This window comes from Xanthomonas hortorum (assembly GCF_024339125.1).
In the GTDB taxonomy this organism is placed as follows: domain Bacteria; phylum Pseudomonadota; class Gammaproteobacteria; order Xanthomonadales; family Xanthomonadaceae; genus Xanthomonas; species Xanthomonas hortorum.
In genome coordinates, this window is record NZ_CP101417.1 from 5,248,610 (window position 1) to 5,263,426 (window position 14,817).

Below are 14,817 nucleotides of genomic sequence, written 5' to 3' on the forward strand. Positions count from 1 at the left end.
CGACGTAACGCGACTACGCGCCATCTGCTGTGATCCTTTCCCGTTGCGCGTCGTGGTCACGCCGGCAGCTTGAAGTCGGCGACCGAACGGCGCAGATCGGCAGCGAGCTCGGCCAGGTTGCCGATCGATTTGGCTGTCTTCTCCGCACCCTGCGATGTCTGGCTGGTGATCTGACGGATCACGCCCATGGTCTGTGTGATATCCGTCGCTGCGGCCGACTGCTGGTGCGCGGCGATGGAGATGTTCTTGATCAGGTTGTTCAAGGCGTTGGACACGCGCTCGATTTCGGTCAGCGCGGTGCCGGCGTCTTCGGCCAGGCGTGCACCGGACACCACTTCGGAGGTGGTCTGCTCCATCGAGCTGACCGCCTCGTTGGTATCGGCCTGAATGGTCTGCACCAGGCCTTCGATCCGCCGGGTCGCGCCGGAGGTGCGTTCGGCCAGGCGCTGCACTTCGTCGGCCACCACCGCGAAACCGCGACCGGCCTCGCCCGCCGAGGCGGCCTGCACCGCAGCGTTGAGCGCCAGGATGTTGGTCTGCTCGGAAATGTCGTTGATCAGTTCCACGATCGAGCCGATCTCCTGCGAGGACTCGCCCAACCGCTTGATGCGCTTGGAGGTTTCCTGGATCTGGTCGCGGATCTGGTCCATGCCCTGGATCGTCTCGCGCACCACGCCGGCACCTTCGGCGGCGATCACCACCGAGCGCTGCGCCACTTCGGCCGACTCGGTGGAGTTGCGCGAGACCTGTTCGATGCTGGCGGCGATTTCGCTGATACGCTCGGAGGCAGTGGTGATCTGGTTGGCCTGCTGGCCGGCCGCGTCGGCCAGCTGCATCGCCGTGGCCTGGGTTTCCTGGGTCGACACGGCCACTTTCGCCGAGGTGTCGTTGATCGTGGTCACCAGGTGGCGCAGCTCGTCCACGGCGTAGTTGATGGCGTCTGCGATCGCGCCGGTCATGTCCTCGGTCACCGAGGCCTTGACGGTCAGGTCGCCCTCACCGAGCGAGCTGATTTCGTCCAGCAACCGCATGATCGCCTGCTGGTTGCGGCTGTTGAATTCCACCTGCGCCTGGTAGCGCACGTCCTGCTCGCGCGAGCGCACCCGCACCGAGCTCCAGACGAAACCGATGATCGCCAGCAACGCCACCAGGCCGGACACCACGCCCAGCCAGAAATTCGGGAACAGGCGCGTGTCGCGCACCGACCCGAACGCCGAGAACGCGTCGAACAGCTTCTTGCTGTCGTCGAGCATCTTGTTCGAACCGACGGTCAGCGCGGCAGCGGAGGACTGCGCGGCAAACAGATTGCGCGAGGTGGCGAGGATGGCGTCGATGTCCTTCTTCATCGTCGTCCACTGCGCCTGCGACTGCTCCAGCGCCGACAGCGCGGCCGGGTTGCGCACTGCGGCGATACCCAGTTCGTCATTGCCGGTGCGCAGGCCTTCGAGCATCTGCGTGAACACCACCGAGTCGCGGGCCAGCGCATCGCCGGAGGCCGCCGCATTGGCGCCACCGGCGCGCATTTCGGTGACCCGACGCGCCATGGTGCCGGCGACCACCACCTGCTGCAGCGTGTTGTAGATCTGCGAGGCCGGCGCGCCGCTGACCGTCATCGCGCGCACCACTTCGTTCAACTGCGCCTGCAACTGCGGCACGCTGCCGGAGAAGCGCTCGGCGTTGCCGGCCAGACCGAGCACCGCCGGTTCGCTGGCGATGATCTGATCGGCGTTCTTGCTCAGCGGCACCCAGGTCGCCTTGAGCTGCGCCATCGCACTGGCCACCGAGCCTTCCTGGCCGTAACGGCCATCCAGTTCGCTGACCGTGCTGTCGATGCGGCTCTTGGTCTCCTTGAACGTGGCAAATGCCCTCGCATCACCGGACACCGCTTCGCGGCCCTGGTTGGCCAGCTGCTGCGACAACACCTGCAGATCGGCCGCGCCGGTGCCGGCGCCGGCAAGGCGACTGCCCTGCCAGGTGGCCACGCCGGTGTTGGCGCCAAACACGATCATCGACAACACCAGCAAGCCAAGCCAGAAGCTGGTGCTGACGCTGCCGAGCTTGTTGGTCTTGCGGGCGTCCGGGGCGGTACTCATGGTTCGACCTCGATCTGTATGACGTGGCGGGGTCGCGGCTTAGGCCGCGGCCTGCCGGAATTCAGGAGTGCGCGACAGCAACGCCAGGGAGAACACACCCCAGTCCTGCGTCTCGTTGCGAAAGGCACGTTCAATGAAATGGGCATAGCGGCCTTGCGCCAACTCGCCGGGTTCGACCGCCTGGACCTGCTCGAAGCTGCGCTGGCCGTACAACTCATCGATGGTCAGTGCGACGTCGCCGCCGCTCTGGCGCATGATCAGCACACGCTGGCCTTCCTGCAGCACCGTGCGCCGGCCCTCCAGGAACTGCTTCAGATCGATCACCGGAAACAGATTGCCGCGCAGGTTGCCCACGCCCAGCAGCCAGGGCTGTGCGCCCGGCACCGGGGTAACTGGCGGCATTGGCACGATTTCCGCCACTTCGCGGAAATCCGAGACCAGGCGCCGGGTACCGACGCGATAACCGACGCCGCGCCAGATATCGGCCGAGAACTGGCGTTCCGGCAGCGCCGTGGCGTGCGCAAGACTACGACGCTCGTAGTCTTCAAGAATGTCGAATGGAGAACGCATCAACGCACCAGTTGTTTGATGCGGGCGATCAGATCGTCTTCGCGCGGCGGCTTGACGATGTAGTCGCTGGCACCTTGTCGCAAACCCCAGGCCTTGTCGGTTTCCATGCCCTTGGTGCTGACCAGCAGCACGGGGATGTCCTTGGTGGCCTGGTCGCGTGCAAGTGCACGCGTTGCCTGGAAGCCGCTCATGCCGGGCAGCACCACATCCATCAACACCAGATCGGGCGCCTGGCTGCGAATCAGCTCAAGTCCCGCTTCGGCGTTGTCGGTGGCGACGACGGTATGGCCTGCTTTTTCCAGCCATTGACTGAAGACTGCCCGGTCGGTGGGCGAGTCCTCGATCAATATAATTCGAGCCATGTTGCCTTTCCCCCTGGTCAGGCGTGGACGTACGTGCGAATCGCGCTCAGTAGTTCTTCACGAGTGAATGGCTTGGTCAGATATTGCTCGGAGCCGACGATGCGGCCGCGTGCCTTGTCGAACAGGCCATCCTTGGACGACAACATGATCACCGGCGTCGACTTGAAGAGCTGGTTGCCCTTGATCAACGCGCACGTCTGGTACCCATCCAGGCGCGGCATCATGATGTCGACAAAAATGATCTGAGGTTGCTGGTCCGCAATTTTGGCCAGTGCCTCGAAACCATCCGTTGCTGTCACTACTTCACACCCTTCTCGCTTGAGCAGCGTTTCGGCGGTGCGGCGAATAGTCTTCGAATCGTCGATGACCATCACCTTCAGTCCTGCGAGTTCCCCACCCGCAGCAATGTGTTCACTCATGCAAATATCCCCGGACGTGCAACGCTTCTTCCTTTCCGTCGTCGCTACGAAACTGCATGTATATCCCAAGACCCGCATTGACTGTCAAGGGCGCATCGCCGGGGCCCCGCCAGGCGGACGTTCCGACCGCGTCTGGGTGCGTCAAGACCGGCTAGTCGCGCACTACGACCCGCCAGGCGCGCCATCGCCCACCGCTTGAAGTTACCATCGGCAGTCTGTTCGAAAGGTTTAGTCCCATGTCGCTCGACGTCGTTGTGGTGATGGATCCCATCGCCTCCATCAAAATCGCCAAAGACACTACCTTCGCCATGTTGCTGGAAGCGCAGCGCCGTGGCCACCGTTTGCAGTATGTGCGCCCCGGCGGACTCAGCCTGCGCGACGGACGCGCGGTGGCGCAGGTCGCACCCCTGAGCGTGCGCGAAGACAAGGCCAGCTGGTTCACGCTGGGCGAATTCGCCGAGCTGGCGTTCGGTCCCGGCCAGGTGGTGCTGATGCGCAAGGACCCGCCGGTGGATGCAGAGTTCATCTACGACACCCAGGTGCTGAGCGTCGCCCAGCGCGCTGGCGCGCAGGTGGTCAACGACCCGCAGGGGCTGCGCGATTACAACGAGAAGCTGGCCGCGCTGCTGTTTCCGCAATGCTGCCCGCCGACACTGGTCAGCCGCGATGCGGCGGCATTGAAGGCCTTCGTGCTGGAACATGGGCAAGCCGTGCTCAAGCCGCTGGACGGCATGGGTGGGCGCTCGATCTTCCGCAGCGGCACCGGCGACCCCAACCTCAACGTGATCCTGGAGACGCTGACCGACGGCAACCGCAACCTGACCCTGGCGCAGCGCTTCATCCCCGACATCACCGCTGGCGACAAGCGCATCCTGCTGGTGGATGGCGTGCCGGTGGACTACTGCCTGGCGCGGATTCCGCAAGGCGACGAATTCCGCGGCAACCTGGCCGCCGGCGGACGTGGCGAAGGCCGGCCGCTGTCCGAGCGCGACCGCTGGATCGCCGCGCAGGTCGGCCCGGAAATGCGCCGCCGCGGCATGCGCTTCGTCGGCCTGGATGTGATCGGCGATTACCTGACCGAGGTCAACGTCACCAGCCCGACCTGCGTGCGCGAGCTGGATGCGCAGTTCGGTTTGAACATCGCCGGGCTGCTGTTCGACGCGATCGAGGCCGGCGCTGCGCAATGAGCGCGGCTGCGGCACTGCCGGCCCCCATGGACGAGCGCCGGCGGCTGACCACGACGCTGGTGATCTCGTTGTTGCTGCACGGGGTGCTGATCCTGGGCGTGGGCTTTGCGGTCAGCGAAGACGCGCCGCTGGTGCCGACGCTGGATGTGATCTTCAGCCAGACCAGCACCCCGCTCACGCCCAAGCAGGCCGATTTCCTGGCCCAGGCCAATCAGCAGGGCGGCGGCAATCACGCCACCGCGCAGCGCCCGCGCGACAGCCAGCCCGGCGTGGTGCCGCAGGACCGCAGCGGGCTGGCAGCGCAGGCGCAGCGCGCCACCACGGTGCAGGCGCCCGAGCCAACGCAGACCCGCGTGGTCGCCAGTCGCCGCGGCGAGCAGACCGTGCCGACCCCGCAACCGAATCCGCAGACCGACCCACTCACCCCGGCCGATGCGCAACGCGTGCAGCGCGACGCGGAAATGGCCCGGCTCGCGGCAGAGGTGCATCTGCGCTCGGAGCAATACGCCAAGCGCCCCAATCGCAAGTTCGTCTCGGCCAGCACGCGCGAATATGCGTACGCCAACTATCTGCGTGCGTGGGTGGACCGCGCCGAGCGCGTCGGCAATCTCAATTACCCGGATGAAGCGCGCCGGCGCCGACTCGGCGGCAAGGTGGTGATCAGCGTGGGCGTACGCCGCGACGGCAGCGTGGAGAGCAGCCGCGTGCTGATCTCCAGCGGCACCCCGGCGCTGGATGCGGCGGCGCTGCGCGTGGTGCAGCTGGCGCAGCCGTTCCCGCCGCTACCCAGCACCAAGGACGATGTGGATATCCTGCAGGTCACGCGCACATGGTTGTTTTTGCCCGGCGGCGAGCTGCACGACGATCGCTGAGGTGTTTCGCGTTTGATCGAAACGCGTTTTTCTACGGCTTGCTTCAGCGGACTGCGTTAGACAGCTGCGCTGCCCATACCGTTACCCGACCACCGCAGCTGCATACAGCTGATCGGCCAACGCCACGATCTCGCCCGCATCCTGCACACGCTCGCGCCAGGCCACGGGAATCCCGTCGATGCCATAGAACGCACCGGCCAGCTGTCCGCAGATGGCCGCCGTGGTGTCGGCATCGTCGCCAAGATTGGCCGCACGCAGCACCGCATCGGCAAAGGTGTCGGTGGTGGCAAAGCACCACAACGCCGCCGACAGCGAATCCACCACATAGCCTGTGCCACGGATCTGCGCTGCCGAAACGGCCGCATGATCGCGCGTTGCCAGCGCGCGCACTGCCGGTGTCGACAATGCCGCGCACGGCGTCTGCAGCACCGCCTGCCGCGTGCCGCCGAGCAGCGCTGCACGCAATTGGAACGCGAACAACCTGCAGGCATCCACTGCCTCGGCAGCGGCATGCGTGGTGCGCGAGCTGTCGGCGGCGCGCTCGCCCAATTCGCCGGGGTGGTGCGCGTAATACATGGCCACCGGCGCCAACCGCATCAACGAGCCATTGCCAGCCGAGCGCGGATCGGCACTGCCACTGAAGGCCGGGCCGCCATCCAGATAGCGCTCCAGCGCCTGCCGCACGGTGCCACCGATATCGAAGCAGGCGCCAGTGCTACTGAGGTAACCGTGCTGATACCAATTGCAATAGCGATTCATCTGGTCGGCGGCGTCGAAGCCTTGCCGATACAGCAGGCTGTGCGCCAGGCACAAGGCCATCGAGGTGTCGTCGGTCCATTGCCCGGCGCGCAGTGCGAACGGGCCGCCGCCGCGCATGTCGTCGATCGGCGTGAAACTGCCCGGCGCGCAGAATTCGAGCGTGGTGCCGAGCGCATCGCCCACCGCCAGACCGAGCAGGCAGCCACGAAAACGTGCGCGCTGGGGATCCATTGTCGTCACGGCGCTGCACCGGCGGCCTTTGCAGCGCGTGCGGCCTGCTGCTCGACCAGGGTCAGCGCAACGTTGTCGCGCAGATAGGCTGGTTCGACCCGCTCCGGTGCCACGCCTTCGCCGCGCAACAGCGCCGGCACGGCGAGTGTGAGCAGATCGGCGGCGTGCGGGAGCGCGGCTGCATCGACGCTGGTCAGCTGCGCTGCGAATCGCTGTTGCAGCAGTGCATCGGCAGCGGCGAATCCGGTGCCCACACCGGCAAAACGTTGAAGCGTATTCGACAGAACCAAGGCATCCGGTGCACAGACCACTTCCGGCGCCAGTTCCAGCAGCGTGTCGCCGCGGCGCTCGAACACGCCGGCATACACCTCGCCCATGCGCGCATCGATGCAGGCCAGTACCTGCGTCGCATCGGCGGGTGCGCGCAAGGCCAATACTTGCAACGTGGAGACGGCAAGCACCGGTACGTCAAGGCCCAGGGCGATGCCTTGCGCGATGCCGATCGCCAGGCGCACGCCGGTGAAGGCGCCGGGGCCGCGACCGACCGCAATCGCATCCAGCTGGCGGCGCGCAATACCCGCGTCGGCCAGCAGTTGCTCGGCCCACGGCAGCGCCAGCTCGGCATGGCGGCGCGGCGCCAGTTCGAAGCGCTCGAGCACGCGGCCATCCACATGCAGCGCGACGGAACAGGCTTCGGTGGAGGTCTCGAACGCGAGGACTTTCATGACAGGACCGCAGGCAGGAAGGGGAAGCTCACGCGTCGCCGAACGGCAACGCGAGCACGCCATTGTCGCCCACCGGCTCGGCGACGCCAAAAAACGCGCGCACATCGCCAATCTCGCGGGTGCGCGCAAACGGCGGCAGCGAATTCATGAAGGTGCGGCCGTAGCCCTTGTTCAACAGCCGCGGGTCGCACAGCACCAGCACGCCGCGATCGGTCTCGCTGCGAATCAGCCGGCCCACGCCCTGCTTGAGCGTGATCACCGCTTGCGGCAATTGTTCGTCGCGGAACGGGTTGCCGCCCTCGCGGCGGATCGCATCCAGGCGCGCTTCGAACACCGGGTCGTCGGGCGCGGCAAACGGCAGCTTGTCGATCACCACAACGCTCAAGGCATCGCCGACCACGTCCACGCCCTCGCGGAAGCTGGCCGACCCCAGCAGCACGCCGTTGCCGGAAGTGCGGAAACGCTGCAGTAACGTGGCGCGTGGCGCTTCGCCCTGCACGAACAGCGGCCACGGCGCACCACGCAATGCCTCGGCGGCTTCGCGCAGCGCGCGGTGCGAAGCGAACAACAGGAATGCGCGGCCGTTGGAGGCTTCCAGTACCGGCGTCAATGCGGCGATCAGCGCCGTACCGAAGCCGCGCGCTGCCGGATCGGGCAGATTCGGCGGCAGATAGCACAGCGCCTGGCGCGCCCAATCGAAGGGACTGGGCTGCAGCAAGGTCACCGGATCGCTCAAGCCCAGGCGCTGCGCGATGTGGTCGAACTCGCCGCCCACCGCCAACGTGGCCGAGGTGAACACCCACGCCGCGTGCGATTTTTCGCGGTGTTCGCGCAGCGGGCCGGAGACATCCAGCGGCGTGCGTTGGCAGCGGAAACCGCGCGGACTCAGCTCGTACCACAGCACATCGTTGTCGACGGTGTCTGGTAAATCCTGCGCAAAATCCAGCACCGGCGCGTCTTCGCCCAGCCACCGCGACAGCCGCGCGAGTGCTTCCTGCGCGCGTGCAGAGCAGCCATCGAACCCGGGCGATGCCTCGCGCAACGGCAGCAAGGACTCGCCCAACCGTGCCAGCGACGACAGCACCGCATCGAAGCCCTCGCGCACCTGCGGCTTGGCCAGCGCGCGCCATTGCGTGCCGCGTGGCGGCAGGCCTTCCATGCCTGAGCGCAGGCCGCGCAACGCTTCGTCCAAGGCGAGAATCGGTTCCTGCAGGCTGGCCTGCGCACCGGCCACCAGACGCGCTTCGACCATGCAATCGCGCGCCAGCTCCTGCCAGGGCCGCATGCCGAAACTTTCGCCAAAGAAGTTCGCCGCCAGTTCCGGCAGCTGATGCGCTTCGTCGATGACGAAGGCCTGCGCGCCGGGCAGGATCTCGCCGAAGCCTTCCTGCTTGAGCGCCAGATCGGCCAGCAGCAGATGATGATTAACCACCACCAGGTCGGCCGCCTGCGCGCGCTGACGCGCCTGCACCACAAAACATTCGCTGTAGAACGGGCATTCGGTGCCCAGGCAGTTGTCGACCGTGGAAGTCACCAGTGGCAGCAGTGGCGAGTCGTCTGGCAGGGCTTCCATCTCGGCCATGTCGCCGAACTGGGTACGCCCGCTCCAGGCAACGATACGATGGAACTGCGAGACCTGTTCGGGCGTAGAAAAACGCGGTTCGCCGCGCGCCTGCTGGGTGCGGTACTTGCACAGATAATTGGCGCGCCCTTTCAGCAGCGCGCTGCGCAGGCCGATGCCCAACGCGGCACGTACGCGCGGCAGATCGCGATGGAACAACTGGTCCTGCAGCGCGCGGGTACCGGTCGAGATGATGGTCTTGAGCCCGGACAGCAGCACCGGCACCAAATAGGCGTAGGTCTTGCCGGTCCCGGTGCCGGCCTCGGCCAACAGCACATCGCGCTGCTCGAACGCCTCGGCGATGGCGCCGGTCAGGCGCAACTGCGCGGCACGCGGCGCAAACGCATCGAGCTGACGCGCAAGCGCCCCGCCCTCGCTGAGCGCCTCGATGCTGGCAGTGGCAAGTTGGGACATGGGATCGAACGGATGCGGGATACAGAAGCGCGACAGCCTAGCGCGTGTGCGGTGATGCTGCCTGGATTGCGCTTTATGGAGTGCGGACTAGCGCCATTGCGCCAGCAACAGCCACCCTCCCGTGCCTGCATCACCTCAGACGGCCTGCATAACGCAGCGAGCAGCATTCACATCGGCAGGGATAGCCTTTCCAGACCGATGCGCGCCAGTGACACCAGCCGCACCAAGCGCCGACCACGCCCGCCTGACGGTGAGCGCAGCCGGCTTGATTACTGCAATCAGTACCGCTTCACACCAGGCACCGTGCACCCGGCAATCTGCACCTTGGCCGAGGCGGCATTTTCTTTTTCGCCACGGGCAATCCGCGACTGCTCGATGGTGGCCCAGTGACGACGGCACAGCGGGCCGGTCTTGGAACCCAGTTCGATGGCCTGTTTGGCGAAGCGCTCGGCGGCCGGCCAATCGGCTTGCAGCACGGAAACTTCCGCACGCTCCTGCAGCACCGCCGGGTCGCCGGCGACCAGACCCAACGCCTGATCCAGTGCTGCAGCGGCGCCGGCCAGATCGCCAGCCTGGCGCTTGGCCTTGGCGGTCTCGCGCAGATCGTCCACCTGCGGGTCGCGCAGCGGCTGCACCGACAGTTCGGTGTCGTCGACGCCGGCCTCGCGTTCGATCAGCAACAGCCGCTGTGTCGGGGTAGTCGGGTCCACAGGTGCCGGCGGCGGCGGCGCGGGCGGCGCACTGACGCAGGCAGACAGCGCGGCAAGCACGCCAAAAAGGGCAAGGAGGCGGTGCAGTCGGTTCATGAGGTCACTCCAATTCAATGCGCGGGCGGGGGCGAGGCAGGCGCTTGCGCGGGTTCTTCCGGCTTTTTGTCCAGACCGAAGAAGCGGCGCCAGCCACCCCCGCCGGATTGTTCGGCAGGCGTTGCAGGATCGCCGGGCGCGCCTTCGATCGACGGTGCACTGCCGGCACACGGGGCGTAGGCCGGCGTGAATCCGACCACGAACGGGAACTGGCGCGCGCCCGGGCAACCGGGGTCGGTCACGCCGGTGCCGGCCGCATCCACCCACTGCCAATCCAGGCCCTTGCCGCTGACCTTCAACGGCGCACTCGGCAGCCGCGCGAAGATGCTCGACCACACCCGCATCGCGCCGGTGGCGCCGTACAGGCCGGTCTGCTCGTTCTGATCGTTGCCCATCCAGATCACCGCCAGATGGTCGCCGGTATAGCCGGCATACCAGCTGTCGCGGCCGTCGTTGGAGGTACCGGTCTTGCCGGCCGGCGACAACCGGCCCAGGCCATCGCCCAGCAGTTGCCGCGCGGTACCGCCGCTCACCACTTGCTGCAAGGCGATGCTGATCAGGTTGGCAGCCACCGAATCACCTTCCTGCGCAGGAGCCGGGGTCTTGTCGTAGCGCTTGAGCAACTTGCCCTGCGGGTCAAGCACGCCGCGCACCGCATGCAGCGGCTGGATCTCGCCACCGGCGGCCAGGAACTGATACAGCTGCGCCATGCCGTACGGACTCTGATCGGTGGCACCCAGAATCAGCGAGGGATTGGTCTCTGCCTTGATGCCGGCCAGCACCTGGATCAGCTGCGCGATGCGCTCCGGGCCGACCTGCATGCCCACGCGTACCGTGGCCTGGTTGTAGGAATGCGCCAGCGCATCGATCAGCCGCACCGTGCCGTGACTGCGGTTGTCGGAATTGCCCGGCGACCAGGTCTTGCCACGGCTGAGCTGCACCGTCACCGGCGCATCGTCGACCCAGCTGGACAACGCCCAGCGATCCGGCGAGGCCAATGCCAGCAAATACACGAACGGCTTGAGCAACGAGCCGACCTGCCGCTGTGCTTCGACGGCGCGATTGAAGCCGGGTTTGGCCACATCGCGGCTGCCGACCACCGCCAGCACATCGCCGTTATGCACGTCGGTGAGCACCAGGCCGGCCTGCAGCGGCGGGCGCTTCTTGTTGTCCAGCCGCTTGATGGTGCCGGTCACCGCGCCTTCGGCGTACGCCTGCGCGGACGGCGACATGCCGGTGAGCACGCTCATGCCGGCGCCTTGCAGCACGCCTTCCGGGTAATCGTGCGCCAGCTGGCGCCGCACCAGATCCACGTAGGCCGGGAAGCGGTTGGCGGCGACCAGACCGGGTTCCTTGGGCACACCCAACGGCTCGGCCAGTGCGCGCTTGTACTCGGCCGCGTCGATCAGGTTGTTCTCGTGCAGTTTGCCCAGCACGAAATTGCGTCGATCCAGCGCCCGTTCCGGGTTACGCCGCGGGTCGTAATACGACGGCCCCTTGACCAACCCGATCAGCAGCGCGATCTGCTCGGTGGTCATCGAGTTGAGCTCGCGGCCGAACCACAGCTCCGCACCGGAGGACACGCCGTGGATCGCCTGCCCGCCGCGCTGTCCCAGATACACCTGATTGAGATAGGCCTCCAAGATGGTGCGCTTGTCGTAGCGCGCCTCCATGATCACGGCATACAGAATTTCGTTGAACTTGCGGGTAACCGTCTGTTCCTTGCCGATACCGAGCAGGCCGCTGCGTGCCAGCTGCTGGGTCAAGGTGCTGGCGCCCTGTCGCACCTGGCCGCCGGAGCGCGCCATGATCCAGGCCGCGCGCACCATGCCGCTGAGATCGATGCCGTGGTGGCTGTTGAAGTCGCGGTCCTCGACCGCCTGCAGGCCGGTGACCAGCAGCTCGGGCACTTCTTCCATGCGCACCAGACGGCGTTCTTCCTGCTTCTGCCCGTACAGCGTGGCGATGCGCGCCGGGTCCAGCCGCGCACTCTTCAGCGCCTTGCGGTCGCCGGCATCGCGCAGGCTGGCCACACGCCCACCGGAGAGGCTGACTTCCACGCGCTTCGCGGGCACGCGCCCGTCCACATCGATATAGCCGCGGCTGGCGATGGTGAAGCGACTGCCGTCCTGCTGATAGGTACCGGCCAGTTTGGCCTGACCATCGTCACGGTACGAGGCCGCATCCAGCTCGGTCTTCAAGGTGGCCGCATCCAGCGCATCGCCGGGCACCAGCACCAATGGCCGCCCATACACGCGGGTCGGGATCTGCCAACGCAGCTCACCGAAACGCTGGGTGACCTGCTTGTTCAGATACACCGTGTAGGGAATCAGAAAACCAAGCGCCAGCGCGAATGCCGCAAAGGCCCAGACAATCAGCCTGCGTTGCCAGCGGGAGCCTTGCTCGTTGGTGTCGTCCTCGAAATCGTCGGGAGCGTCGTGGTCGTCGTGGCGTCGGGGCACAGGGATGCGAGAATGTAGAGTCCGGCGAGTCTAGCGCAGCGCTGTGGTGGTTGTGGTCAGCCGGACCCTTTGACTTAAGCTGGAGTTTCAACGCGATGTCGATGTCCCTGGCCGATGCACGCTATCTGTTCAATCGCGTGCTTGGGCTGATCCACCGCAGCGTGGCAAGCATGCGCACACGCGGCTGGCGCGCCACCTGGCAGCGCATTCGCGTGCACACGCAGGCGCCGCCGGTCGCGCTCGGCACGCCGCTGTGGTTGCCGGACCCCGCACCGTTTGCCGCGTTTGCGGTGCCACATAGCGCCACGCCGCGCGTGACGCTGGTGATTCCGGTCTACAACCACATCGCACACACGCTTGGCTGTTTGCGCGCGTTGGCCGCACATCCACCGCAACTGGATGTGGAGATTGTGGTGGTGGACGACGGCAGCAGCGATGCCACCGAAACGCAGCTGCTGCAGGTGCAGGGCCTGCACTACCACCGCCGCACCAGCAATGGCGGCTTCATTGCGGCGTGCAACGACGGCATCGCGCTGGCGCGTGGCGACTACGTGGTGCTGCTCAACAACGACACCATTCCGCAACCCGGCTGGCTGGATCGGCTGATCGACACGTTCGCGCAGCATCCCACCGCCGGCCTGGTCGGCGCGCAACTGGTGTATCCGGACGGACGCCTGCAGGAATCCGGCGGCGTGGTGTTCGCCGATGGCAGCGCCTGGAGCTACGGCCGCTTCGAATCGGCCGACGATCCGCGCTACGCGTATGTGCGTGCGATGGACTATTGCTCGGGCGCGGCGATCGCGCTGCCACACGCATTGCTGCAGACGCTGGGTGGGCTGGATCGCCGTTACATGCCTGCGTACTACGAAGACACCGATCTGGCGTTTGCGGTGCGTGCGGCCGGGTATCGGGTGCTGGTGCAGCCGGCCAGTGTGGTGGTGCATGACGAAGGCACCAGCAACGGCACCGACACACGCACCGGAGTGAAGGCGTATCAGGTCCGCAATCAAGCCGTGTTCGCCGAAAAATGGCAGCAGGCGCTGGCCATGCAGTTGCCGGTCGGCACGGTGCCTGCGCCTGCGCTGCTGCATCGCGGCCAACGCCAGGTACTGATCCTGGACGAGAGCGTGCCGCAGCCGGACCGCGATTCCGGCTCATTGCGGCAGTTCAATCTGATCCGCCTGCTGTGCGAAGAAGGCGCGCATGTGGTGTTCGTGCCCACCCGCCGCGAACACGCCGGGCGACATACGCAGGCACTGCAGCAACTGGGGGTGGAAGTCTGGTATGCGCCGTTTCTGGAGGGCATCGGCAGCTGGCTACGCACACATGGCGCGCGCTTTGCGGTGGTGCTGCTGGTACGCCATCACGTTGCGCATGCCTGCCTACCGTTGCTCAAACAATACGCCCCCCAGGCGCGCACCCTGTTCGACACCGTCGATCTGCATTACCTGCGCGAACGCCGCGGCGCCGAGCTGGCCGGCGATGCCAACCTGTTGCGCGCGGCAGAACGCACCCGCCTGCGCGAACTGGAGATCATGGCCGCCACCGACGTCACGCTGCTGGTCTCGGCGGCCGAACAGGCGCAGCTGCAGGCGGACGCACCGCAGATCCGCACCGCCCTGCTCTCAAATCTGCATGAAGTGGCCGGTAGCGGTCATCCCTTCGCGCAACGTCGCGACCTGGTGTTCGTGGGTGGCTTCCGGCATCCGCCCAATGTGGATGCGGTGCAGTGGTTCATCAGCGCGATCTTCCCGCAAGTGCGTGCGCAGTTGCCGGAGGTAATCTTCCACTGCATCGGTGCTGATATGCAGGAGGCACTGAAGCTCTTGGCCGACGAGTGCCCGGGCGTGCAATTGCACGGACATGTGCCCGATCTGGTGCCGTACATGGACACTGCGCGCATCGCGGTGGCGCCGTTGCGCTTCGGCGCCGGCGTCAAGGGCAAGATCAATCTGAGCATGGCGCATGGGCAGCCAGTGGTCGGCACCACCTGCGCAGTGGAAGGCATGCATCTGCGCGATGGCGAAGATGTATGCGTAGCGGATAACGCCGACGCCTTCGCCGTTGCGATCGTGCGCCTGTATCAGGATGCAGCGCTGTGGCAGCGCCTGGCCGACAACGGCTTGCGCAACGTGGCGCGGCATTTTTCGCTGGATGCCGCGCGTAGCACGGTACGCGCGTTATTTATCGAGGCTTGAGTTGCCTGCCACTGGCGTGCGTGCCTTGGTACACCAGCGCTGCCAGCGTGGGCCGGGCACGTAGCGGGAGTTGGTGGCCAGAGCCGCCATTCCCCGCG

12 protein-coding genes are annotated in these 14,817 nt (G+C 66.3%); 3 read left to right on the top strand and 9 right to left on the bottom strand.

From position 1 onward, the window contains the following. Positions 1 to 56: 56 nt before the first annotated feature. From NMB96_RS22535 to pilG, 4 genes are read right to left on the bottom strand one after another with little or no spacing between them, the layout of a single operon-like run. Positions 57 to 2,093 carry a methyl-accepting chemotaxis protein gene (locus NMB96_RS22535; protein ID WP_255085774.1) on the bottom strand — a complete coding sequence of 679 codons (2,037 nt, stop codon included), beginning with the start codon at positions 2,091 to 2,093 and terminating at the stop codon, positions 57 to 59. Between the two features lie 39 nt (positions 2,094 to 2,132). Continuing rightward, positions 2,133 to 2,663: a chemotaxis protein CheW gene (locus NMB96_RS22540; protein ID WP_006450736.1), complete on the bottom strand. Its 531-nt coding sequence runs from the start codon at positions 2,661 to 2,663 to the stop codon at positions 2,133 to 2,135. After that, positions 2,663 to 3,025, bottom strand: a complete 363-nt coding sequence (locus NMB96_RS22545) for a response regulator (RefSeq protein ID WP_006450735.1) — start codon at positions 3,023 to 3,025, stop codon at positions 2,663 to 2,665. The genes NMB96_RS22540 and NMB96_RS22545 overlap by 1 nt, the downstream gene beginning before the upstream one ends. Positions 3,026 to 3,042: 17 nt before the next feature. Next, the gene (pilG, locus tag NMB96_RS22550; protein ID WP_023904776.1) at positions 3,043 to 3,444 is read right to left on the bottom strand and encodes a twitching motility response regulator PilG; all 402 of its coding nucleotides are present in this window, start codon (positions 3,442 to 3,444) and stop codon (positions 3,043 to 3,045) included. A 236-nt stretch (positions 3,445 to 3,680) separates the two neighbouring features. Here pilG and gshB point away from each other — a divergent pair, with 236 nt between their 5' ends. Together gshB and NMB96_RS22560 are read left to right on the top strand one after the other, a co-directional pair. Next, positions 3,681 to 4,631: a glutathione synthase gene (gene gshB, locus NMB96_RS22555; RefSeq protein WP_006450733.1), complete on the top strand. Its 951-nt coding sequence runs from the start codon at positions 3,681 to 3,683 to the stop codon at positions 4,629 to 4,631. Further along, the gene (locus tag NMB96_RS22560; RefSeq protein WP_023904778.1) at positions 4,628 to 5,503 is read left to right on the top strand and encodes an energy transducer TonB; all 876 of its coding nucleotides are present in this window, start codon (positions 4,628 to 4,630) and stop codon (positions 5,501 to 5,503) included. Before gshB ends, NMB96_RS22560 begins: the two co-directional genes overlap by 4 nt. 81 nt (positions 5,504 to 5,584) lie before the next feature. Here NMB96_RS22560 and NMB96_RS22565 read toward each other — a convergent pair whose 3' ends face one another. The 5 genes from NMB96_RS22565 to mrcB all read right to left on the bottom strand — a co-directional run bounded on the left by NMB96_RS22565 (position 5,585) and on the right by mrcB (position 12,521). Next, positions 5,585 to 6,493, bottom strand: a complete 909-nt coding sequence (locus NMB96_RS22565) for an ADP-ribosylglycohydrolase family protein (RefSeq protein ID WP_023904779.1) — start codon at positions 6,491 to 6,493, stop codon at positions 5,585 to 5,587. A gap of 5 nt (positions 6,494 to 6,498) precedes the next feature. Next, complete coding sequence (tsaB, locus tag NMB96_RS22570; RefSeq protein ID WP_255085777.1) at positions 6,499 to 7,218, bottom strand: tRNA (adenosine(37)-N6)-threonylcarbamoyltransferase complex dimerization subunit type 1 TsaB; 720 nt, start codon at positions 7,216 to 7,218, stop codon at positions 6,499 to 6,501. Positions 7,219 to 7,246: 28 nt separating this feature from the next. Further along, the gene (gene yoaA / locus NMB96_RS22575) at positions 7,247 to 9,253 is read right to left on the bottom strand and encodes a DNA repair helicase YoaA (RefSeq protein ID WP_255085778.1); all 2,007 of its coding nucleotides are present in this window, start codon (positions 9,251 to 9,253) and stop codon (positions 7,247 to 7,249) included. A gap of 278 nt (positions 9,254 to 9,531) precedes the next feature. Continuing rightward, positions 9,532 to 10,059 (bottom strand): hypothetical protein, encoded by a 528-nt coding sequence (locus NMB96_RS22580; RefSeq protein WP_023904782.1) that lies wholly within the window; start codon positions 10,057 to 10,059, stop codon positions 9,532 to 9,534. A gap of 14 nt (positions 10,060 to 10,073) precedes the next feature. Continuing rightward, positions 10,074 to 12,521: a penicillin-binding protein 1B gene (gene mrcB / locus NMB96_RS22585; protein ID WP_183086685.1), complete on the bottom strand. Its 2,448-nt coding sequence runs from the start codon at positions 12,519 to 12,521 to the stop codon at positions 10,074 to 10,076. A 95-nt stretch (positions 12,522 to 12,616) separates the two neighbouring features. Here mrcB and NMB96_RS22590 point away from each other — a divergent pair, with 95 nt between their 5' ends. Next, on the top strand, positions 12,617 to 14,719 hold the full coding sequence (locus NMB96_RS22590; RefSeq protein WP_023904783.1) for a glycosyltransferase: 2,103 nt from the start codon (positions 12,617 to 12,619) through the stop codon (positions 14,717 to 14,719). Positions 14,720 to 14,817 lie beyond the last annotated feature (98 nt).

What these genes read in the sequence shown, in the direction of transcription:
- NMB96_RS22535 (WP_255085774.1), bottom strand. Translation starts at nt 2,093, where the DNA reads ATGAGTACCGCCCCGGACGCCCGCAAGACCAACAAGCTCGGCAGCGTC.
- NMB96_RS22590 (WP_023904783.1), top strand. Translation starts at nt 12,617, where the DNA reads ATGTCGATGTCCCTGGCCGATGCACGCTATCTGTTCAATCGCGTGCTT.
- tsaB (WP_255085777.1), bottom strand. Translation starts at nt 7,218, where the DNA reads ATGAAAGTCCTCGCGTTCGAGACCTCCACCGAAGCCTGTTCCGTCGCG.
- NMB96_RS22545 (WP_006450735.1), bottom strand. Translation starts at nt 3,025, where the DNA reads ATGGCTCGAATTATATTGATCGAGGACTCGCCCACCGACCGGGCAGTC.
- NMB96_RS22565 (WP_023904779.1), bottom strand. Translation starts at nt 6,493, where the DNA reads ATGGATCCCCAGCGCGCACGTTTTCGTGGCTGCCTGCTCGGTCTGGCG.
- NMB96_RS22560 (WP_023904778.1), top strand. Translation starts at nt 4,628, where the DNA reads ATGAGCGCGGCTGCGGCACTGCCGGCCCCCATGGACGAGCGCCGGCGG.
- NMB96_RS22580 (WP_023904782.1), bottom strand. Translation starts at nt 10,059, where the DNA reads ATGAACCGACTGCACCGCCTCCTTGCCCTTTTTGGCGTGCTTGCCGCG.
- gshB (WP_006450733.1), top strand. Translation starts at nt 3,681, where the DNA reads ATGTCGCTCGACGTCGTTGTGGTGATGGATCCCATCGCCTCCATCAAA.
- NMB96_RS22540 (WP_006450736.1), bottom strand. Translation starts at nt 2,663, where the DNA reads ATGCGTTCTCCATTCGACATTCTTGAAGACTACGAGCGTCGTAGTCTT.
- yoaA (WP_255085778.1), bottom strand. Translation starts at nt 9,253, where the DNA reads ATGTCCCAACTTGCCACTGCCAGCATCGAGGCGCTCAGCGAGGGCGGG.
- pilG (WP_023904776.1), bottom strand. Translation starts at nt 3,444, where the DNA reads ATGAGTGAACACATTGCTGCGGGTGGGGAACTCGCAGGACTGAAGGTG.